Source organism: Pseudomonas sp. S2_F07 (assembly GCF_054668325.1).
In genome coordinates this window covers 1,488,056-1,506,311 of sequence record NZ_CP162758.1, presented here as the reverse complement: position 1 = coordinate 1,506,311, position 18,256 = coordinate 1,488,056, and the positions used below count along the sequence as shown (strand labels likewise).

The 18,256-nt window shown below is 56.9% G+C and carries 18 protein-coding genes and 3 pseudogenes; 5 read left to right on the top strand and 16 right to left on the bottom strand.

Going from position 1 to position 18,256, the window contains the following annotated elements:
• Window positions 1-31: 31 nt before the first annotated feature.
• From AB4O40_RS06805 to AB4O40_RS06790, 4 genes and pseudogenes are all read right to left on the bottom strand, one after another.
• Window positions 32-724, bottom strand: a complete 693-nt coding sequence (locus tag AB4O40_RS06805) for an RES family NAD+ phosphorylase (protein ID WP_460055311.1) — start codon at window positions 722-724, stop codon at window positions 32-34.
• Window positions 718-1,122: an antitoxin Xre-like helix-turn-helix domain-containing protein gene (locus AB4O40_RS06800; RefSeq protein ID WP_056723706.1), complete on the bottom strand. Its 405-nt coding sequence runs from the start codon at window positions 1,120-1,122 to the stop codon at window positions 718-720. Before AB4O40_RS06800 ends, AB4O40_RS06805 begins: the two co-directional genes overlap by 7 nt.
• 498 nt (window positions 1,123-1,620) lie before the next feature.
• Window positions 1,621-1,821, bottom strand: a pseudogene (locus AB4O40_RS06795) (methyl-accepting chemotaxis protein); the annotation flags it as partial.
• Window positions 1,822-2,384: 563 nt separating this feature from the next.
• Window positions 2,385-2,519 carry a hypothetical protein gene (locus AB4O40_RS06790; RefSeq protein ID WP_256355847.1) on the bottom strand — a complete coding sequence of 45 codons (135 nt, stop codon included), beginning with the start codon at window positions 2,517-2,519 and terminating at the stop codon, window positions 2,385-2,387.
• A 243-nt stretch (window positions 2,520-2,762) separates the two neighbouring features.
• Here AB4O40_RS06790 and AB4O40_RS06785 point away from each other — a divergent pair, with 243 nt between their 5' ends.
• Window positions 2,763-2,927 (top strand): hypothetical protein, encoded by a 165-nt coding sequence (locus tag AB4O40_RS06785; protein ID WP_223541421.1) that lies wholly within the window; start codon window positions 2,763-2,765, stop codon window positions 2,925-2,927.
• Between the two features lie 299 nt (window positions 2,928-3,226).
• Here the strand turns inward: AB4O40_RS06785 and AB4O40_RS06780 are convergent, their stop codons facing one another.
• Window positions 3,227-5,314, bottom strand: a complete 2,088-nt coding sequence (locus AB4O40_RS06780; RefSeq protein ID WP_223541420.1) for a TonB-dependent siderophore receptor — start codon at window positions 5,312-5,314, stop codon at window positions 3,227-3,229.
• A 315-nt stretch (window positions 5,315-5,629) separates the two neighbouring features.
• Here AB4O40_RS06780 and AB4O40_RS06775 point away from each other — a divergent pair, with 315 nt between their 5' ends.
• Window positions 5,630-6,154 (top strand): RNA polymerase sigma factor, encoded by a 525-nt coding sequence (locus AB4O40_RS06775; RefSeq protein ID WP_056723700.1) that lies wholly within the window; start codon window positions 5,630-5,632, stop codon window positions 6,152-6,154.
• A 56-nt stretch (window positions 6,155-6,210) separates the two neighbouring features.
• On the opposite strand, the gene AB4O40_RS06770 is transcribed toward AB4O40_RS06775, so the two are convergent.
• Together AB4O40_RS06770 and AB4O40_RS06765 are read right to left on the bottom strand one after the other, a co-directional pair.
• Window positions 6,211-6,645 carry a GFA family protein gene (locus AB4O40_RS06770; protein ID WP_223541419.1) on the bottom strand — a complete coding sequence of 145 codons (435 nt, stop codon included), beginning with the start codon at window positions 6,643-6,645 and terminating at the stop codon, window positions 6,211-6,213.
• Window positions 6,646-6,716: 71 nt separating this feature from the next.
• On the bottom strand, window positions 6,717-7,658 hold the full coding sequence (locus AB4O40_RS06765) for a carbon-nitrogen hydrolase family protein (RefSeq protein WP_056723695.1): 942 nt from the start codon (window positions 7,656-7,658) through the stop codon (window positions 6,717-6,719).
• 103 nt (window positions 7,659-7,761) lie between these two features.
• Here AB4O40_RS06765 and AB4O40_RS06760 point away from each other — a divergent pair, with 103 nt between their 5' ends.
• Window positions 7,762-8,454 (top strand): winged helix-turn-helix transcriptional regulator, encoded by a 693-nt coding sequence (locus AB4O40_RS06760; protein ID WP_409079400.1) that lies wholly within the window; start codon window positions 7,762-7,764, stop codon window positions 8,452-8,454.
• A gap of 292 nt (window positions 8,455-8,746) precedes the next feature.
• Here AB4O40_RS06760 and AB4O40_RS06755 read toward each other — a convergent pair whose 3' ends face one another.
• From AB4O40_RS06755 to AB4O40_RS06720, 8 genes and pseudogenes are all read right to left on the bottom strand, one after another.
• Window positions 8,747-9,205, bottom strand: coding sequence for a glycine zipper 2TM domain-containing protein (locus AB4O40_RS06755; RefSeq protein WP_056723693.1), 459 nt, complete (start codon window positions 9,203-9,205; stop codon window positions 8,747-8,749).
• Between the two features lie 17 nt (window positions 9,206-9,222).
• Window positions 9,223-9,651, bottom strand: a complete 429-nt coding sequence (locus tag AB4O40_RS06750; RefSeq protein WP_056723691.1) for a hypothetical protein — start codon at window positions 9,649-9,651, stop codon at window positions 9,223-9,225.
• A gap of 63 nt (window positions 9,652-9,714) precedes the next feature.
• Window positions 9,715-10,392: a DUF3313 domain-containing protein gene (locus tag AB4O40_RS06745; RefSeq protein WP_223541417.1), complete on the bottom strand. Its 678-nt coding sequence runs from the start codon at window positions 10,390-10,392 to the stop codon at window positions 9,715-9,717.
• Between the two features lie 50 nt (window positions 10,393-10,442).
• Window positions 10,443-11,012: pseudogene (locus AB4O40_RS06740) on the bottom strand (OmpP1/FadL family transporter); the annotation flags it as partial.
• Window positions 11,013-11,255: 243 nt separating this feature from the next.
• Complete coding sequence (locus AB4O40_RS06735; protein ID WP_460055320.1) at window positions 11,256-12,914, bottom strand: arylsulfatase; 1,659 nt, start codon at window positions 12,912-12,914, stop codon at window positions 11,256-11,258.
• A 308-nt stretch (window positions 12,915-13,222) separates the two neighbouring features.
• On the bottom strand, window positions 13,223-13,672 hold the full coding sequence (locus AB4O40_RS06730) for a hypothetical protein (protein ID WP_056725143.1): 450 nt from the start codon (window positions 13,670-13,672) through the stop codon (window positions 13,223-13,225).
• Window positions 13,673-13,848: 176 nt separating this feature from the next.
• Window positions 13,849-14,553: a MarC family protein gene (locus AB4O40_RS06725; protein ID WP_223542444.1), complete on the bottom strand. Its 705-nt coding sequence runs from the start codon at window positions 14,551-14,553 to the stop codon at window positions 13,849-13,851.
• A 210-nt stretch (window positions 14,554-14,763) separates the two neighbouring features.
• Complete coding sequence (locus tag AB4O40_RS06720) at window positions 14,764-15,153, bottom strand: MerR family transcriptional regulator (RefSeq protein ID WP_056725146.1); 390 nt, start codon at window positions 15,151-15,153, stop codon at window positions 14,764-14,766.
• 74 nt (window positions 15,154-15,227) lie between these two features.
• On the opposite strand from AB4O40_RS06720, the gene AB4O40_RS06715 reads away from it, so the two are divergent.
• Both AB4O40_RS06715 and AB4O40_RS06710 read left to right on the top strand, forming a co-directional pair.
• Window positions 15,228-16,307, top strand: coding sequence for an SDR family oxidoreductase (locus tag AB4O40_RS06715; protein WP_223542445.1), 1,080 nt, complete (start codon window positions 15,228-15,230; stop codon window positions 16,305-16,307).
• 169 nt (window positions 16,308-16,476) lie between these two features.
• Window positions 16,477-17,375: pseudogene (locus tag AB4O40_RS06710) on the top strand (DMT family transporter).
• Window positions 17,376-17,743: 368 nt separating this feature from the next.
• Here AB4O40_RS06710 and AB4O40_RS06705 read toward each other — a convergent pair.
• Window positions 17,744-18,082, bottom strand: coding sequence for a hypothetical protein (locus tag AB4O40_RS06705; protein WP_223542446.1), 339 nt, complete (start codon window positions 18,080-18,082; stop codon window positions 17,744-17,746).
• Window positions 18,083-18,256 lie beyond the last annotated feature (174 nt).

Sequence of the window (18,256 nt, the reverse complement as noted above, 5' to 3'; positions counted from 1 at the left end):
TGTTTAAGCAACTCTTTTTGTGGCGAGGCAATCAAGCTTCGCTGATCTGGCTCACGCTGGTGATCTGCCCATTCCAGACCATCTCGTAATGCGCCGCCTGCACAATCGACGAAACCGGCCTAGGCGTCATCAGCGCCCAGCAATGACTGCCCGGCATCCGCACCGAGTGATAACGCAACCCGGGACAACCGGCGTCCCGCACCGCGCGCCCCAGCACACGGGAATGGCTGTAGTCGTCCGGCGCATACACCGGATCGTTCACCGGCAGGCTCGCGGCGTCCTTCATCCCGGCATCGCCAAAAGCACAAGCCAACCCACGAAACACAAAGCGCTCATAGTTCAGGCTCGGCACCCTCGACCAATACAGCGCCTGGTGATGCCGCACCTCGGCCAGCGCCGCTTCCATCGAATCCGCCAGGTACAACACCCCAAAGCGGCCGTCACTGAAACGCGAACCCGCCGGGTTGACATGGGTAAAGGGCGCGATGGCGTAGGAGCAGCCGGGAATGCCGAACGGAATCTCGCTGCGTGCAATCAACTCCAGCTGACCCACTTCATTCTTCAACCGCGGATTGGTCAACGCCTGAATTTCGAACAACAGCTCAAATTCATCCGCGTCCGCCACATCATCAAACAACGCAATGGGCGGAAACTTCGAATTGACCAGGCGATAAGCCTGCAACGACTGACCGGCAAACACCGCCAGCTCGCTCGCCATCACCATTGCGCACCCCGCAGCATGTCGATGCGGCGGAAGGTTTCATACAGCGAAATCATGTCGCCCTGGGCCATGATCTCCAGCGGCGAACGCCCGTTGAAAAACTCGTTGTCATTGGCCATCGAAGCAAAGCCGTACACGTTGTTCGGGTTATCGAATACCAGCCGCAACGTCGCGTGCATGTTCAGCACGAAGCTGATGCGCTGCATCTGGTCCGCATCCAGCGCCACCGCCCAATCCGGGTCACGCTGCCGGGCGCGGGTATAGGTACTGCGGGAAATACGCAGGATGCGACAGGCCTGGTCGCTGGTGGCTTTCCACTTTTCCAGAATGCTCACGGCGGCACGCAGGCCGGTGACGCATTGGTTTTTTGTGAAGGATTGGGCTTGGATGGGTATGGCCATGTTCGCGTCCTTTTTTGTATCTATAGATTCAAATGTAGATTTATTGAGTCTGTAGAGCAATATTGGTGCGACGGATGGGCTTGTCGTGCCAATACAATAGGGCAGCGATCTGGCTGAGGCTTTGTTTTTCTGAAATCGTCGATGCAGGTCTGGAAAGATATCCTGGGCAAACCAGGCGGGCAGGCCGGGGGGCACGATTCTGGATTTTGGATTTCGGCTTTCTACCAGGCCGACTTTTATAAGCCTGGATAATTCGTCGATTGCCGGTCGCGGCGTCAGACCGGTGAACGTCTTGATTTCATTGCGTGGCAAGCTGCCCTGGGTGATTAGCGCAATGATCGCGGGTGCACTTTCCGGACGGATACCTTGCTGTAGTCTCGCCGTTTTCCCATTGGAAACAAACGCCGCGCCCACGGCCGCATCACTGATGAAACGTGCGCCCCAACGCATCCAGCCGAGTCGCAATCGGCGGCAAGCGCCGACTACTCAGCGCCAGTGTCCTTGCTCGCCGGCACGCGCCGCTTCAATCGCCGCGTTGAGCGCCAGCAAGTTGGTCTGCTCGGCAATGCTGCTGATCACCTCCAGCACCGTACCGATCTGCTGCGCCTGCCCGGCCAGCACCTTGTCACCCTGGCCGGCACCAGCGGTGAACTGGGACGTGGTGGCGAGCATCTTGTCCAGCATGTCCTGGCTCTCCACCGCATCGGCCTGGCTGTGCAGCGCCAGATAGAGCAGCGCGACCGTCTCCATCACCATCAACCCAACGCCCAGCAAACAACGCATCAACCGCGTTCCGCCGATGGCGCGATACAACAGCGTCAACAACACACTGGTGCCACCCCCCACCAGCAGCGCCTGCTTGAAGGTGTCGTGCCAGAACGCCAGGCCGATAGCGAAAGCGAACATCAGCCAGATCAGGCCCAGCATGATGCGGTCGGCTTTGCGGTAGGGGTCGAGGAAACGAGTGGGGAAGGGCATGTACGCTTACTCCATGTAAATGAGCCAGAAAAAAGCAGGGTTCATGGCAACACGGGACTTCGCGAAAGCTTGGGTGCGTTAAAGGAGCAGACATTTTCAGAGTCAGGGATGGAATCGGTTGGTGGCATGGTCGAGAAACCGTGGAGGGCGTAGCCCTTGGCCATCACTCTTGGCCGGGACGACGTCGCTTGCACAAAACAATGTCCGATATAGAGGCAAGTAATGCTGAAGTGACGGGGAGTACGACAGGCTCTATTGCAAAGCCTGTCGTACACCAGAGGCCATTACGACTTCTTCGGCGGATAGTTACCGCGCAAGCCGCCGGACTTGTTGCCGGTTTTGCTCGGCAGGTTCGGCACCAACGGACGGGATCTGGGCTGGGGGTTGGAGCGGCTTTGGGGTTGAGGTTGCTTGCTCATGTTCGCCTCCTGACGTTCAGGGTTGCGCGAAGTGGTTTACTCATGAAGTTTAGCCAATCGACTGTGGGCAGGGTCGTTTGGCACTTGGGGAAGGTGTTGCGAACGACCGGCTTTTCTTTTTCGGCCCCGTTGATAGACCCCTTACGCGATTCTCGGATTCTGCCTACAACTTTGGCAGGAGTGACCCGCTATTCCAACTCGCCACGGCAGACACGACTCGTGACCCGCACAGGAAGTAGCAGCATGCCCACACAACATACGAATCAATCCAGCATTGAACAATTGCACCGCGACGTTGCAGCGTTTGCCGAAGAGATGCGTATTCCCGCTCCGAACGCGATCCGCTCTGCTGTGGTGCCGTTCAGCATCGGTGCCGCCCTGGCACTGGCAATCTTGTCGCCGCCATAGTCGTCCGACTGTTCTAGTCTCTTGTCCTTGCGCCGATGGCCGGGGTCGTCCTGTTGTTTCATACGAATCGAGTAGAAAAAAAAGCCCGCGATGGGGAGTGCGGGCTGGAAAACACAAAAGGAGCTGGATCCACCGTATTCCAATGGATGTGAAAATACTGTGATGGATGGCTGATGACTTGCTCGCAGTCAAATCGCCAGGCGTTGGAAGGTTCGGTGTTGCTGGCCAATCTGGTGCGAGCTTGAGTTTTCGTCGTGTCACTGGGCGCAGCAGTGAACTGCGCCGACCCGCCTGGTGCCTTAGAAGCGATACTTCGCTGAAGCTGTGATACTGCGTGGTGCACCGTACGTCAGGGCACCATAGGCATCGAAGATGTCGAAGTACTTCTCGTCGGTGACGTTGTCAGCATTCACCTGCGCCGAAAGGTTTTCGGTGATCTCGTAGCGAGCCATCAGGTTGACCAGGGCATAGGCATCCTGCTGGATCTTCTCGGAGTTGCCTGCCGGGTTGGTGGCGTAGGTGTAGATCGAGTCCTGCCAGTTGACCCCGCCGCCGATGGTCAGCCTGTTGAAAACACCGGGCAGGCGGTAGGTGGTAAAGGTACGCAGCAGCTTGGTCGGATACAGGGTGTTTACGTCGTTGCCCTTGGCATCTTCGGCGGTGAACTGGGTGTAACCCACTGTTGCATTCCAGTCGGTCGCGAGTTCGCCGGACACTTCCAGCTCGAAGCCCTTGCTGGTTGCGCCTTCACTGGCCTCGTAGGCATAACCGCCGGCGGGGTTCGAAGGATCGATCAGCACGCCGGTGCTTTGGCCCAGGTTATCCTGCTTGATCTGGAAAATCGCAGCGCAGGCGTTCAGGCGGCCACCGAAGTACTCACCCTTCAAACCGATTTCACTGCTCTCGCCAACGATGGGCTCCAATTGCTGGCCACTGCTGTCGCGTACCGACTGCGGCAGGAAGATTTCCGTGTAGCTGGCATAGGCCGAAAGGTTGTCGGTGAGGTCGTAGACGATGCCCGCATAAGGGGTCAGTTCGTGATCGACGTCGATCTTGCTCACCTCCGAGTAGATGTCATCGCTGGTCTTTTCGTACCAGCTCTCACGCGCGCCAAGAATCACTTTCAGGTCGTCGGTCACGTTCAAACGGGTCGCTGCGTAGAGCCCTTTCTGCCGGGTCTCGCTGTAGCCGTAGTCTGTCCGCGGGCCCCAGACCGGTTCCGGGAAATCGCCGTTGTAGGCATCGAAGTTGGCAACACCGTCAAAGCCGGTTTGCGCGTTGAGTGCATCGGCATCGAATTTCTGCTTGCTGTCCACATAACCAAAGGCCGCTTCATGCTCGCGGCCCAGCAGCGAGAACGGGCCATTGAAGCGGATGCCGTAGTCGTCCTGGGTGGTCTTGGTCTTGTAGGTCGCCGGGAACGAAGACATACCGGCACTACCGTTCTGGCCTGGATTGCCAGAGAGGTACAGCAGGGAAGAGTCGCCGGTTCGCTCGCCACGGTTGTAGCTGAGGTTGACTTGCCAGTCGTTGGCGAAGGTGTGATCGAGATTGACGAAATAGGTGTCGTAGGTGGTGTCCCACTTGCTCCATTTGGCGGAGGTTGTCTTCGAACGGCTCCAGTTTGTCCGGCTGCCGTCTGCGTACCAGACCGGCAGGCCGCCCCACATCGGCGAATCGGCGTTGTTTTCCTGGTGGCTCAAGCCGAACCACAGCGTGGTGTCGGGCGTCAGGTCGATGTCCATCGTGCCGTAGAGGGTCTGGCGCTTGTTGGCGTTCATGTCGATCCAGGTATCGCCCTCGTTGGTCTCCCCGACCAGCCGCGCACGAATGGTGCCTTCCTCGTTCAACGCCGTGGACACATCGGCCTCGACGCCATAGGTGTCCCATGTGCCGGCGCTCAGTTCTACCGAACCCTTGAGGTCAGTGCTGTAGGCGCGCTTGCGTACCATGTTGAGGGACGCGGAAGGGTCGCCCGCACCGGTCATCAAGCCGTTGGCGCCACGGACCACTTCAACGCGGTCGTACATGGCCAGGCTGCTGAAAATCTCCCCCGAACTCCACGGCTGCTCGAAGATGGTCGGTACACCGTCGATCATCAGCGAGTTGAGCTCAAAACCGCGGGCGTTGAACTGTGCCCGGCTGGTCTCGTAGCGGTTGACCGACACACCCGTGGCATTGTTGACCACGTCGAGGATCGTACGCAGATCCTGGTCCTGAATGCGTTGCTGGGTGACGACACTGACCGACTGCGGGGTTTCGCGCAGCGACATGCTCAACGGTGTGGCCGTGCGCGCTGCATCAGTGGTGTAGGAGTGGGTATCTTCAGTGACGCCGATTCGCTCTTGAGTGGCTGTCTCCGTGATAGCGATGGGCGCCAAGGTCAAAGAGCTTCCAGCCTCGGCCTGATCAGTCTGTTGCGCCGCCTGTAGAGATGGAGCAGCGACAGTGATACCGACTGCAAGCATGTGCACGGCGAGGGCCAGAGGCCGGAGTGCCAGGGGGCGAGCGCGGGGTAACGGAGTTTTGTGCACACAGGAGAGCTAGGGCGGACATGCGGACTCACATATGATCTGGTTTTATTGAGAATAACTATCATACGCAAGTGTTAACAAGTGTGAAATGTGATTTATACGCATTTGAGATTACATATCAAATGTGATAGCGTCCGGCACATCCCCTGACAAGATCGCTTCCCGCTGATGGCCTCCTGTAAATCTCCAACACTGACCCGGCTGGTAGAGATCCACTATGAGGAGCTCAAGGCCTATATCCAGCGCAGAGCGGGTTCATCGTTCATTGCGTCGGACATCGTTCAAGAGACTTGGCTGCGCGCTGCCAGGCACTCGACAAAGCAGCCGGACAACCCGCTGGCCTACCTCTATCGCACGGCAACCAATCTGTTGCTGGACAAGCAACGACAGGACACGACCCATGGTCGTTACTTCGGCGAAAGCGAGTTGGCGGAGGCGATCGAGTGCCCGTTGTCATCCCCGGACAAGGCTGCCGGTATTCGTCAGGAGCTGGAAATACTGTCCAATGCACTAGACGATCTGCCGGAGAAATACCGCGCAGTGTTTCTGCTCTCCCGTTGCGAGGGATTCACCATGCGTGAGATCGCCATGCAACTGGATATCAAGGAAGGCACCATCGAAAAGCAGATCGCCAAAGGCATGCGACACTGTCGCAGGCGACTGGAGCGCACATTCTCGACGCGCTCAGAATAGACCCGGCGCCACTTGCGCCCGCAACCGCCGCCCGATCACATCAATCGTTGCCCGTGCTATTCGTCCACGCTGACGCCCGATCCCCCTAATTCGCAGGGGACATCCTTCAGCTTGGGCAACCCGTCTTTGATGCGCAGCCTGGCCTCCTGATAGTGGACGTGAACGCCTGGCGAATACGCGAGATCCGGGATGACAGCGGCATACACGTCGATGAGCCCCATCCCTGGGTGTTCGGTGAAGATGTGCCCGCCGCAAGTCTTGCACCATTTGCGATAACTCTGCGGTGTCTTGTTGTAGGTGCCAATGTTGTCCGCCCCCCGAGTCACTTGCACCGCCTCGGGTTTCCACAGCGTGAAGGCATTGACCGGCGCTGCCGACCAATGTCGACACGACTGGCAATGGCAATAGCCCATTGCGGCTGGCTCACCGCTGACGGTGAACTCGACTGCGCCGCAAAAACAACTGCCTTTGTAAGACTTTTGAATGCTCATGGAATGACTCCTTCATCAGTTGTTACCCATACCGCCGAAGTTGGGATGGATCGCCTGAGCGTTGGTTCGCTTCACTCGTCGATGTAGCGCACCGCTGTCGCCGGCGTGCGTCGTACCTGCAGCTCGAAAATGTCAGGGCGCGCATAGTGCCCGGTGACGTCGAGCGCCCGCCGCGCTGGCGCCACGAGTGAGACGTCGATGTCCGCATACAGAATGCCTGCCTCTCGGTGCAGTGGACCGGCTGTGATCCGGCCTTGAGGGTTGACCACCACCGAGTCGCCGTCGTTGATCCACTCTTGCGGATCGGGAAACAGTTGCAGGCGAGCCGGAAAGTCATCGGGAATGTCGCTGCCGCGCAGCGAGGTGCCACTGCCGAGCACCCAGCATCGACCTTCGAGTGCAATGTGACGCATCGTGCTGATCCAGCCTTCGCCGGTGTCGTACGTGGGCGCGACGTAGATTTCCACCCCTTGGGCATACAATGAATAGCGCGCCAGAGGCATGTAGTTTTCCCAGCAGATGAGCGTACCAATGCGGCCGACGGGTGTATCGACCGTACGCAACCCTGACGCATCACCGAAACCATGGACCATGCGCTCGGGGTTCGTTGGCATCAGCTTGCGATGCCGGTTGAGCACTTCGCCGTTGGTACCGATAACGACTACGCTGTTGTAGAGCGTGCCACCTCCATTACGCCGCTCGCATTCATTGATGCCGCATACGATTGTCACGGCGTTGGCGCAGGCGACCTCGCACAAATCGTTCAGGTCACCGTTCGCGATATCGACGGCGTTGGCCAGTAGGCGCGTGTGCAACTGGCCCATGACAGCCCCGTCTTTTCCCGCCGCCAGCCGCCAGATCCACGACGGGTAACCTGGAATGAACGATTCGGGTAAAACAATCAACGAGGCTCCCGCCGCCGCGGCCTCAGCGACCGATTGCACGGCTCGGGCGATCGTCGCGCTGCGATCGAGCAGCACTGGCGGCCGCTGAATGATGGCTATCTTGGTCATGGCGTTCTCCTGAGGCGGTGGCTTTCGGAGGTTTGAGCGTGCACGTGGCGAAGTCGCAAGACTAGTTCAGAATCTGAAGCGTTGTAGTTGCGGAGTACAGGCGATGGATGAAAGCTACGGTCAGTTCTGCACTGTTGCGCGCGGTGCGCAAGCACTGTGCGAGCGCTGGACGCCTTTGGTCGTGCGCGAGCTGCTATGCGGCAGTAAGCGCTTCAACGAACTGCACCGTGGCGTACCACGGATGTCCACCAGCTTGCTGACACAGCGGTTGCGCCACCTGGAAGATATCGGTGTCATACATCGCACGGCCGCAGGCAAAGTCTGGGAGTACAGCCTGACCGAGGCAGGCGAGGAATTGCGCCCCATCATCATGGCGCTAGGGCATTGGGGCGCGCGCTGGATCGGCAGTCGCCTTCGCGATAACGAACTCGACGCGGGCCTGCTCATGTGGGACGTGCGCCGGTTCGCGCGCATCGAGATGTTCCCGTCCCGGTCGGTGGTCATCCACTTCAAGTTCCGCGACGCGCGGTCCGGCGAGCAAGAGTGGTGGCTTGTGGTCGAACATGGTGTGGCAGATTTGTGCCGCGACGACCCCGGACGCGAACTCACGCTCGTCGTGGACTCTAGCGTGCGCGCGCTGACCGAGGTGTGGACCGGCGACCGCACACCAAGGGAGGTTCTTCAGTCGCGAGAGCTGCGTGTAGACGGGGCTGTGCGGGATGCGGAAAACTTGTGGCGCTGGCTTGGCACGAGTGCGTTCGCCGGTACCCGGAGCGCTGCAGTCCAGCCTTTGTAGCCTTCGAGAAAAGTAAGCGTTTGACCGTCCGTATATGGGCGATTGTTGCCTGTCGCGGAGGGCGTGAAGCTGCCAGTGGGGCCGATAGAAATCGGCCAGAAACTGGCATCGAGTGTCTTTAACCCAGGGCTATTCACTTGGCTGGTGCTTATGTGCAGCGCGATGAAGATCATGCTTCAGTACCAGAGCCTGTTGTTTGGCTCGCAAGCAGCACACAAAGCTGGCTGTTGCTGGTGCAGATGAATGCTGCACTCCGGGCCTTGACATCACAACCCTAAAGATTCAAGTGAATCTAACCGCCCTGCGGTAGGACTCGGGCATCATTGCCTGAGCCTTGGATATACACCTTCATGCCTTTATTCAGTGATGGATTGATCGGCTGGGTAATTGATACCAGCACGCCACTGTTTACCCGCACGATGATCTGTTGCGCCTCTATCGGTTGGTCATATTTTTTCTTCTCTGCGTAATTACCGCCAACCGCACCGGCGAGAGCCCCGGCAACCATGGCGACATCACGTCCGGTGCCATGACCGATCAGGCTGCCGATTCCCAGGCCGCCGAGGCCACCGAGTACAGCGCCGACACCGGAGTCGTGATTGGTCTGCATCTGCGTTAGCGAGATCTGCTCGATCTTCCCTGAGCGAATCTCGATTTCACCGGCGCCGCCATCGGTCGATCCTACGGCGGAACAAGCACTGATCAGCACAGTCACCAACGTAACCGTCAGCCAGGACAAAATAGCTTTCATTGCTGTGCACCTCGTTGTTATTGGTATTTGATGGCAATGCCTTTCAGCTTACGTCCCTGGATCGTTTCAATATCACGGTTCCAAAGTGGGCCTGTCACATAGGCGGCGACCGGCTGAATGTGATCGTAGACGACGACTACCGCGTCTGCGCCAAGTTTGGCGGCTTCTTCACGTAACTTTTGTTCGACCTCAGTAATGGGCGGTGCGGGGTCGACTGTGGCATCGATCAGGATTTCTCCCAGCCGCACATTGGGACGCGTCGGTTCTGTACGTAACACCTGTACTTCACTGGGCAAGGTCGGTGCGGGATGCTCGACTCCGACGTAAGCAGTCGTCTGCGCGTCCACGGATGCACAAGCGCTTAATGCAAGCGCAATGGCGATGAGCGCTGCGAAAAGTAACGGTCTTTGCAATCTTGAAAATTGCAGCGATGAATAGAGATGCATGTCAGCGTTCCTTTGCGTGAGGATTATCGAACCGCCAACGTCTGCCGGCGGTAACTCCAAGGCTCAACTGCGAATGAATGCCCAGAGATCGGCGTTCAGTTTGTCGATCGCCGCCTTGAAGTCCTTGGCGGTAATCTGCTGGCTTTCGTTTTTCAGTTCGGTGCCGAACACCTTGCGCACCACTTTGGCCACGGTCTGGTTGCTCCTGGCGTCGACGAACTCGGCTTCGATGAACAGGGTGGTGTCCTGGTCACGGTGGCCGGTGGCGGCCTGGGTTGCGCCGACGACGGCCGCGATGGGAACCACTTCATACCACTTCATGCCTTCGTTCTCGGCGTTCACTCCGGTAATTGCCGCACGCATGATCAGGGGGCGCGAACCCGCCGGTGCGGATGAGGTGTTGGTCACTACGCGATACTTCTGACCCAGGGTGGCCTTGGCCTTGTTGGTCATGTAGTTCTGAATATCCGTCAGCGTTTGCTGGTTGACCCGCTCATCGGGTTTTGGCGCAGGGTAGAGCTCCAGTTTATTGAACACCACGGTGTCATAGGCATTCGGGTTCCACGAAGGGCTGACCCAGCGCATCGTGGTACCGCCGCTCGGCGTTTCGACTTCCTGCAGGTTGTTGTAGTTGGACAGGAAGCCTGAGTATTGCTCCTTCTCAGTCACTTTCGAGGTGCAACCGCCTAGCAGCAGACTGGCCAGCGTGGCGCCGACGAGCAGTTTTCGGGACAGATTCATAGTGGTGTTTACTCCTTGGAAGAAATCTTCGTTCTTTTGTTTACAAGACATCAAAATCGCCAGGTCATGTTTCCGCTCAAGGCTTGAATCCAGGCATTGTCTAATTGACCGGATACTCGATTGCCCGATACGGATTTGGTCTGCTCAACCGGCATGTCGCCGAGCCAGACCATGGCCCAACTGACGTTGACATCGGTGTCCTTGTCCAGAGCATAGGTGGCCCCGGTGGCAATACGCCAGGATTCGTTCATCGGCACGACTACACTGCGGTTACTGTCCGAGACGGCGCTGCTGTCGTAGGCCACGCCGAAGTTCCACAACCACTGCTCGGTGGCCTGGTATTGCGTGCCAAGGGAGAGGTGCCAGGTGTCCTTGAAGCCGGCGTCGACGGTCTTCGATTGCGATCCGAACGCCGTGGTGTCGACCTCTACGGCGATGTCGCCGAATTCCGACCAGTCCTGCCAGTTGGCCGAGGCCAGCAGTGCCCATTGTCGGTCCAGTTGCTGGAACAGGCTCAGGGTGACGGTTTGCGGCACCTTCATGTCCAGTTCGGTGTTGGTGTTGTTGACTCTGTCGAGCAGACGTCCGTCGCCCTTCACATCAAGCCGGTCCTCGAAGTTCTGCCTAACCCACCTTCTCAAGTCGAATGAACAATATTGGGGTGGCGGTTACGTTGTTGTTTCCAAAGTAGCGTTCGCTCCGAACAGGTCATGAGATGGCTGCAATCGCGACTCTTTAGGCTGTATAAACAATCGTCACTTCCCCCAGCAGAGGCCAAGGGAACGAGTGACTTGGCGGGAGTTCATAAACATCAGACCACCCAGTGGCGGCCTGAACCGGGCCGCCACTCTTTGACTAGTTGACTAGTTGCCCGCAGGCATCGGCAGGCTGATCCCCTCTTTCTGCAGGACTTCACGTACCGACTGGAATTTCTGATACTTGGACAACTCGATCGGCCCGTCATAGCCCATGCTTTGCAGTTTGCGTGGCGGGTACTTGATGTAGGTCTGCATCAGCTTGTTGATCGCCTGGCTGATCGGCACCATGGTCCAGGTGCGCTCAGTGACGTTACTCATGAAGATGTCGTAGCGCTCCTGTGGATCTTGCAGCAAGTCAAAGACCTGCGGTACGACCGCCACGTACTTCGACTCCCCTTTCCAGCCCAGGTTGGTATCCACCGCCAGGCCGCCGGTCGGCACACCATTGTCGCCACGCAGGTTGAACACGGCCTTGTAGTTGCCTACGCGGGCCGCACCAGGGGACAACTCGTTTTCGGTGAAGTAGAACCACTCTTTACGTGGATCGGGACCCGTGCCGGTGATTACCGGGGTCATGTCGTAGCTGTCGAAATAGATTGGCTGACCTTCGCGATCCTTCTCCGGCAACTTGATGCCGGCCACCGAGGCGAAAGTTGCCATCAGATCGAGCCCGCCGAGAATGTCGTGGTTCTTGGCATTGGGCTTGATTTTTCCGGGCCAGGTCATGATTGCAGGGACCCGGTTACCGCCCTCGCGCACGGTGCCTTTGGTGCCACGAAATGGTGTGTAGCCGGCGTCCGGGTAAACATCCTGCCAGGCGCCGTTATCGGTGGTGTAGACCACCAGCGTATTCTTATCCAGGCCCAGCGCCTTGAGCTTGTCCATGATATGGCCGATGCGCGTATCCAGTTCGACCACCGAGTCGGCGTACTTGGACTTGGAGATCGACTTGTGAACGAACTCCGGTGCCGGCAGGTTCGGCTGGTGCACTTTCATGAAGTTGACGTTGATGAAGAACGGCTTGTCGGACTTGGCAGCGGTGTCGAGAAATTCCAGCGCGGCCTTTTCGACATAACCGTCAAAGTAGGGAATGCCGACTACACCGGGTTTGCCATCGATGACCGGCGTATCAACATACTGGCCGTTGATCTTGAACTCTTCGACGGCCTTTTCTCCCGCCTTGCCCGAGAGTGCGCCCTTGGTCACCTTGGCAAACATTTCCCGGGTTTCCGGGTCCATGTCGGGGAACCAGGTCGGGTCGGCGTAGGTGTAGGCATTGAGGTGATAGAGGCCGACGTACTTCATCACGTCATACCCCTGGGCATTGGGCAATGCATAGTCGGCTTCGCCCAGGTGCCACTTGCCGGTGAAGTAGGTCTCGTAGCCGCCGGTCTTGAGCACCGAGGCCAGCGTCCACTCGGCGGCGGGCAAACCACCGCCCTGGCCCTGGAAGGCCACGGTGGTCATGCCGCTGCGATTGGGGATACGCCCGGTCTGCATGGCCGCCCGGCCCGGGGTGCAGCTCGGCTGGGCATAAAAGGAATAAAAGGTCGTACCTTCTTGTGCCAGTTGGTCGATGCTGGGGGTTGGCATGCCACGGCCGACACCACCACCGTACGGCCCCAGATCGCCGTAGCCGGTGTCATCGGAGACAATGAACAGGATGTTCGTCTTGTCCGTCTGGGCGGCTTGGGCAACCCCATTCAATGACAAAAGTGCAGCAAACACGATAGAAAGCCTAAAACGATCCGACAACTTTTCCATACCAATATTCCTTGTTTTTTCATGGTGTCAGCAACCGGGTGATGAGTGCACCTCAATATTGTCCTTTGGTGCATTGACCATCGAGTAATTAGCCTAGGTACTGCATACAGAATCATTTCCTACTTTTTGCATGACTACGCACGGATTAAGGCCCACGGCAGAGTCTAGTGCGGATTCGGAAGTTGAACGTGGCAACTGCGATTTTTTAGAGGGCCATGTCACAACTATTATTTGATCGCGCAGTCGGGCCGCCCATGCCTAATGGTATTCAGCCTAAAGTTCTCGACTCACCAATCACTGTGGCCGTTTCAGCGAGTTGCTTGCGCAATATCGCCGCAGAAAATATCGCTATTGCCATCCTCGGGTGCCGTACGTACGACGATGGAGTACGTGCCGGCAAGCAGGTCTTTCATGGCTATGGGCGCGCTTCGGTAGAAGGTCCAACCGTTGGTTCCAGCGGTGCTTTTGGTATTGACCTTATCGTTCATGGCGAAGGCGACAGCCCCGGGTTGTTGGCAGCTACCTTTATGGATGAACGTGTACAGGCGAGGGGGCAGCAGGGTTCCGGTTGGAACACCTGTGATGTCGAAGTCAAAATTGGTTTGATTGCCGACACTGGTCAACGTGGTGCTGGCGATCTGGCCAGGATTATTGTGGGTAGCCGCCAAAGGAAGGTTCATCGAATGGTTCGATGAACTGCTGCAGCCGAAGAGACTTGCCATGATCAGTAGCGCTGGCAGGGCAGTACTGGGTTTCATTGACACCTCCAATAGTGGAAGAAGTGCATAGGGGAATATTGGGTATAGCTCATTAATACGCTATGGTTTGCTTGAAAAAGTCAGTCTTTATCAACTAAGCAGTGCGAGTTCATGGCGGGGGGGTATTTCACTCATATCGATCGGATCGGCATACAGCTGAAATAAAATCAAAAGCCCTACTTTGTTACCCCGTTGAGCAGGACTCCGTACGACTGGAGAAACTCCACCGTGCCGTGGAAGATCAGGCCCACGCCCATTGCCGAAACGAAGAAGCCGACAATGCGTGTCGCCGCGTCAATGCCTTGCGGACCAATCTTTTTGAGGATGTCATTGGCGTAAGCCAGAGACAGGTAGGTGGTAAACATGGTGGCGAAGATCGCCAATGCTACTACCGCGAAGGACAGTATGGCGCGGTCGGAATCCTTGATGGTACTGGTCAGGCCGATCACCGTGGCAATGGCGCCAGGGCCGAACATGATCGGCATGGCCATGGGGATGAAGGATACGTCCTGGTTACCCTTGCTACTGCCTGGAATCAGGCTGCTGTTTGGCGAGGGGGCGAAAAGCTCGAAGCCGATACGCATGAGGATCACCCCGCCGACCACCCGGATCATACTCAGGGGAACCTCGAACAGACGCAGCAGCAGGTTGCCGAAGATCAGAAAGAAAAACATCAGCGCCAGCGCGTAAAGGCAGGCCTTGCGTGCCACCTGGCGCCGCTCGGCGGCGTCTTTGTCTTGCAGCAGGCCCAAGAATACCGGAATGGCCTCAAGTGGATTGATGATTGCCAAAAGGGTGGTGAACATGCCGAAGAACAGAGTGGCGTACGTGTTCATGGATGATCTGCCCAGAGCGTGGTTTACCAAGTCACCATAGCTCATCAGTAGCAATTCGCCTCAAGTCATTGCCGCAGAAAATCAGGGGCGGGAATGACGGTTTATACAGAAGCGTGAAACATTGAAATGGAGGCAGGACCGAGCGATAGGTGGTGCTGATCATGCTCAATGGAAAACCCACTAATAGAAAATGCGTAAGCGATGGGCTTGAAACTGGAGGCAGGCTGCAGCTTCCGTTTCCCAGATGCTGACAGTTCAGTTGGAAGAGTTGCTCAGTTGCTGAAGCTCAAGTTGCTTGGCAGCACTGGCTTCGAGGGTTGCACGCTCTTCATCCAGATACCGATAAATGCTTTGGAGGTTGGCGATTTTCTGTTTGATTTCTGCCATCTTCTTTTCAATTAGCTTCGCGCCGTCAGCACAATCGATCAGCTTGTTCCGCTGCGCATCCAGAATCTCGCCTATTTCCCCCAGGGAAAACCCCATGCTTTGCGCGCGCTGGATAAAGTCCAGATCCTGCAGAGTTTGCACTGTGTAAACGCGATAGTTGTTAGTTTGCCGCAGCGGTGAGATCAGGCCGATTTGCTCGTAGTAACGGAGCGTATGGCGGCTGGCGCCGCTGCGGGCCTCGAGTTCGCCGATTTTCATTAAAACACCGCTTGACTATAGAGTTGGGTCGATAGTTTACGCTTGATTTTTCACCTTAAACAAGGAGCAGGGAAATGAGCGTGGAGTGCTTTGTCACGGGGGGTACCGGCTTCGTCGGTCAACATTTGGTGGCGTGCCTGAGTGCAAAAGGTCACACCATTCGGGTGTTGATGCGTTGCCCAGAGCGACTAGCTGCACTGCGCGAGCAAGTCGATAATTTGGGAGGGTGCGCAACCCGGGTATTTGCCGTAGCTGGCGATCTGGAACGGGACAACCTCGGGCTGAGTCTTGCTGACAGAGAAGTGCTAAGGCACGCCAGAGTCATATTCCACCTGGGCGCCCACTTCGCATGGGGGCTTTCAGTGGAGCATTCTCGTGCGGTGAATGTGGAAGGGGCAAAGCGCGTGGCGCTGTTGGCGGCTGAGCAAAAAAACCGTTTAGTGATGATCGGCGGCTACATGCTGAAAAATCATGAACATCTGCAACGCATCGGAATTGATCCTCGTCATCCGCAGTTGACGAATTGGCCTGCCGTCTACCGACATGTCGGTGGTTACGAGGGAAGCAAGCTGGAGGCGCATTTTGCGACCCTGGAGGTCATGGCCGCCAAGGGCGGGGAGATTACCGTTGTCCACCCTGCGACTGTCTGTGGTCATAGCCGCACGGGGCATATCCTTGACGGTCAGCCGCTGGTGGAGCTGATACGCAACCTTGTGCAGGGAAAGCTGACTGCAGTGCCCGGTACCGCCGAGCACTGGCTGCCACTGGTCACCGTGGATTACCTGGTTGAACTGGTGGCAGTTTGTGCTTTTGATCCTGCCATGGTGGGCCAGGAACTGCTGGCGCTGGATGACCAAACTCCAAACTTGCGAGAACTCCTGATACAGGTGGCACACCCTTTGGGCTTAAAGTCTCCCAAGCATCACATTTCACTCCGATTGCTGAAGTTGCTACTGAGTATTCCTCCCGTCGCGTGGTTTTTGAATACAAAACCCGAAGCCTTGGACTTTATCCAGACCACTCGTTTTGATACAGCGGCGGTCGAGCAATTTGCCAACAGACATGGAATAGCCAAACCGGATATACGTCAGTCTTTGCAGCACACTGCAACGTTCGTCAACTCATATTGCATAGGCAAGGGCCAGACCCTCTGACTTCTCCCTTGGCGGCGAAAAGAAGGCGAATAGCATCCTACTGGGCGATCCAGTGCTTATGCCACAATAAATACTGGGGTTGGTGGGATCTTCGTATCTTCAAACTTTGCGCCGTCGATACAGGGCGGCATTCTATCGAACGACACTTCAGCGACAGGGATCGTCATCCATGCAATCTACTTTCAGCAAAGGCGTCATATTTGCACTCTCCGCTGCGGCACTGAACGCAACGATCGGTGTACTCAGCAAAATACTCATGAGTAATGGTTTCACCGCTAGCAGTGTCGCTGTCATCAAGACCGTACTGGGTTGCGTGCTTCTCTCGATCCTGTTGTTTTTCCTCAAGCGCCCGGCGGCGTCGACCAAATGGACTCAGGCGGCTATCTGCGCATTCCTTGGCATCTTTGTGCTGTTCCATTTTGAAACGTCCGCCTATCGACACTACGCTGCGGCAGGTGTGGTGGTGGTGCTGATGGCCAGTGCCTCAATTTCCTCGATCATTCTGGGGCGTATTTTCCTCAAGGATGCCATCACCGCGAACGCTACCGTTGGTGCTGCACTGGCTATCGCCGGGATCTCGGTGATCTTCGGCGGCGACCTGCAGCAGGGCTTTACCCTGCAAGGTGCTGCACTCGCCTCCATGGCCGGCTCCGGCTATGGGGCCTTTTCGGTTGCCATGAAGCGTATGGGAGTGTCGGGGGGCTGCACTTCACCCGACAATTGTTGTTCTTTGGCAGCCTGTACTTGCTGATGCCGGCTGCGGCCGATGGTTTCGCGATGGGCGAGCTGTCGCCGCTGGCGATCGCCGCGCTGCTGGCGCTGGCCACGCTGCCGACAATCCTGGGCTTCTTCTGCACCACCAAGGCCATCGAGTATCTCAAGCCATCCCAAGTGCAAGCGTTGGAGCTGACCGAGCCACTGTTCGCCGCGCTGCTGGCGTTTGTGGCGCTCAACGAAATACCGCGCGAAAGCCTGTACGCGGGAGCGGCACTGATCATCGTCGGCCTGTGTTTCTCCAATGAACTAATCCGCTTGGGTAGCAAAGCATCCGTCCCTTCGACCGAGTGAGCAATTTTCGGATCCTGATTACGTTAGCAATCAGTGGTTTTTAAGTGTTTTGAGCGACCGACCGCTTCTGGCCCACAGTGTGTAAAAGCGGTTTTCAGCGCGACTGGTGTCCCAAGTAGAACTGAAAATCGCGTTTCTACGCAAAATCCAGGTCTGCCAAACAGCCGATAAATCTCAGGTTTGGCATAGAGGCTCAGACTTCAATTTTGGCTCAGTGTTTTTACACACTCTGGGCCGTTCTCTGCCGGTCATGACAGGCTGTTTCTGGCCAGTTGTTGCCTGCCCCGAAGGCCTGAAAACGACCCGGTGCCATCATTGGAAGTGCTTGGTATTACGATTCTGGCACACGCCAAGCCGGCATCATTCCCTCACCACAACCGTGCCTCTGCCTCGTCATATTTACTGGCGACTTTCAAAAAGGTTTCCGCCCACCCACTACTGAGACTGAGCTCTTGCAGCGGACCTGTTGGCGCAAAAAGTACAGCAAAGTGGGTTCTTGCGGGCAGCACTCCGCCTCTAAGCGAGTTGATCAATCCCTCCAGCTCTGCTTTTGCTTCATCGCTGTCAGCCCAAAAACACCAGCAGAAGTCATTCTCAGGAAGCGAAATCAATTCGAGGGATGCCTCCAGCACATGGATGAGGAGCTCAAGAGGATTGTTGTGTTGAGTTGATCCACGGACTAACTGCTTTGTACGGTTCATCTCCATAAGGTATCCAAGCGTCAAACCGACGGAAAAAAGATAAAACCTGGCGCGCTTCGCTAGGATCGGGCCTCAGAACAAGTAAACCACTTTTCTCGTCAGACAAAAAAACGGGCACCTTTGATGCCCGTTTTCCTTTACTCAGAAGCCTGCGCCCGTAACCGCCGCCCAATCACATCT

What these genes read in the sequence shown, in the direction of transcription:
- AB4O40_RS06805 (WP_460055311.1), bottom strand. Translation starts at nt 724, where the DNA reads ATGGTGATGGCGAGCGAGCTGGCGGTGTTTGCCGGTCAGTCGTTGCAG.
- AB4O40_RS06800 (WP_056723706.1), bottom strand. Translation starts at nt 1,122, where the DNA reads ATGGCCATACCCATCCAAGCCCAATCCTTCACAAAAAACCAATGCGTC.
- AB4O40_RS06790 (WP_256355847.1), bottom strand. Translation starts at nt 2,519, where the DNA reads ATGAGCAAGCAACCTCAACCCCAAAGCCGCTCCAACCCCCAGCCCAGA.
- AB4O40_RS06785 (WP_223541421.1), top strand. Translation starts at nt 2,763, where the DNA reads ATGCCCACACAACATACGAATCAATCCAGCATTGAACAATTGCACCGC.
- AB4O40_RS06775 (WP_056723700.1), top strand. Translation starts at nt 5,630, where the DNA reads ATGGCCTCCTGTAAATCTCCAACACTGACCCGGCTGGTAGAGATCCAC.
- AB4O40_RS06770 (WP_223541419.1), bottom strand. Translation starts at nt 6,645, where the DNA reads ATGAGCATTCAAAAGTCTTACAAAGGCAGTTGTTTTTGCGGCGCAGTC.
- AB4O40_RS06765 (WP_056723695.1), bottom strand. Translation starts at nt 7,658, where the DNA reads ATGACCAAGATAGCCATCATTCAGCGGCCGCCAGTGCTGCTCGATCGC.
- AB4O40_RS06760 (WP_409079400.1), top strand. Translation starts at nt 7,762, where the DNA reads ATGGATGAAAGCTACGGTCAGTTCTGCACTGTTGCGCGCGGTGCGCAA.
- AB4O40_RS06755 (WP_056723693.1), bottom strand. Translation starts at nt 9,205, where the DNA reads ATGAAAGCTATTTTGTCCTGGCTGACGGTTACGTTGGTGACTGTGCTG.
- AB4O40_RS06750 (WP_056723691.1), bottom strand. Translation starts at nt 9,651, where the DNA reads ATGCATCTCTATTCATCGCTGCAATTTTCAAGATTGCAAAGACCGTTA.
- AB4O40_RS06745 (WP_223541417.1), bottom strand. Translation starts at nt 10,392, where the DNA reads ATGAATCTGTCCCGAAAACTGCTCGTCGGCGCCACGCTGGCCAGTCTG.
- AB4O40_RS06735 (WP_460055320.1), bottom strand. Translation starts at nt 12,914, where the DNA reads ATGGAAAAGTTGTCGGATCGTTTTAGGCTTTCTATCGTGTTTGCTGCA.
- AB4O40_RS06730 (WP_056725143.1), bottom strand. Translation starts at nt 13,672, where the DNA reads ATGAAACCCAGTACTGCCCTGCCAGCGCTACTGATCATGGCAAGTCTC.
- AB4O40_RS06725 (WP_223542444.1), bottom strand. Translation starts at nt 14,553, where the DNA reads ATGAGCTATGGTGACTTGGTAAACCACGCTCTGGGCAGATCATCCATG.
- AB4O40_RS06720 (WP_056725146.1), bottom strand. Translation starts at nt 15,153, where the DNA reads ATGAAAATCGGCGAACTCGAGGCCCGCAGCGGCGCCAGCCGCCATACG.
- AB4O40_RS06715 (WP_223542445.1), top strand. Translation starts at nt 15,228, where the DNA reads ATGAGCGTGGAGTGCTTTGTCACGGGGGGTACCGGCTTCGTCGGTCAA.
- AB4O40_RS06705 (WP_223542446.1), bottom strand. Translation starts at nt 18,082, where the DNA reads ATGGAGATGAACCGTACAAAGCAGTTAGTCCGTGGATCAACTCAACAC.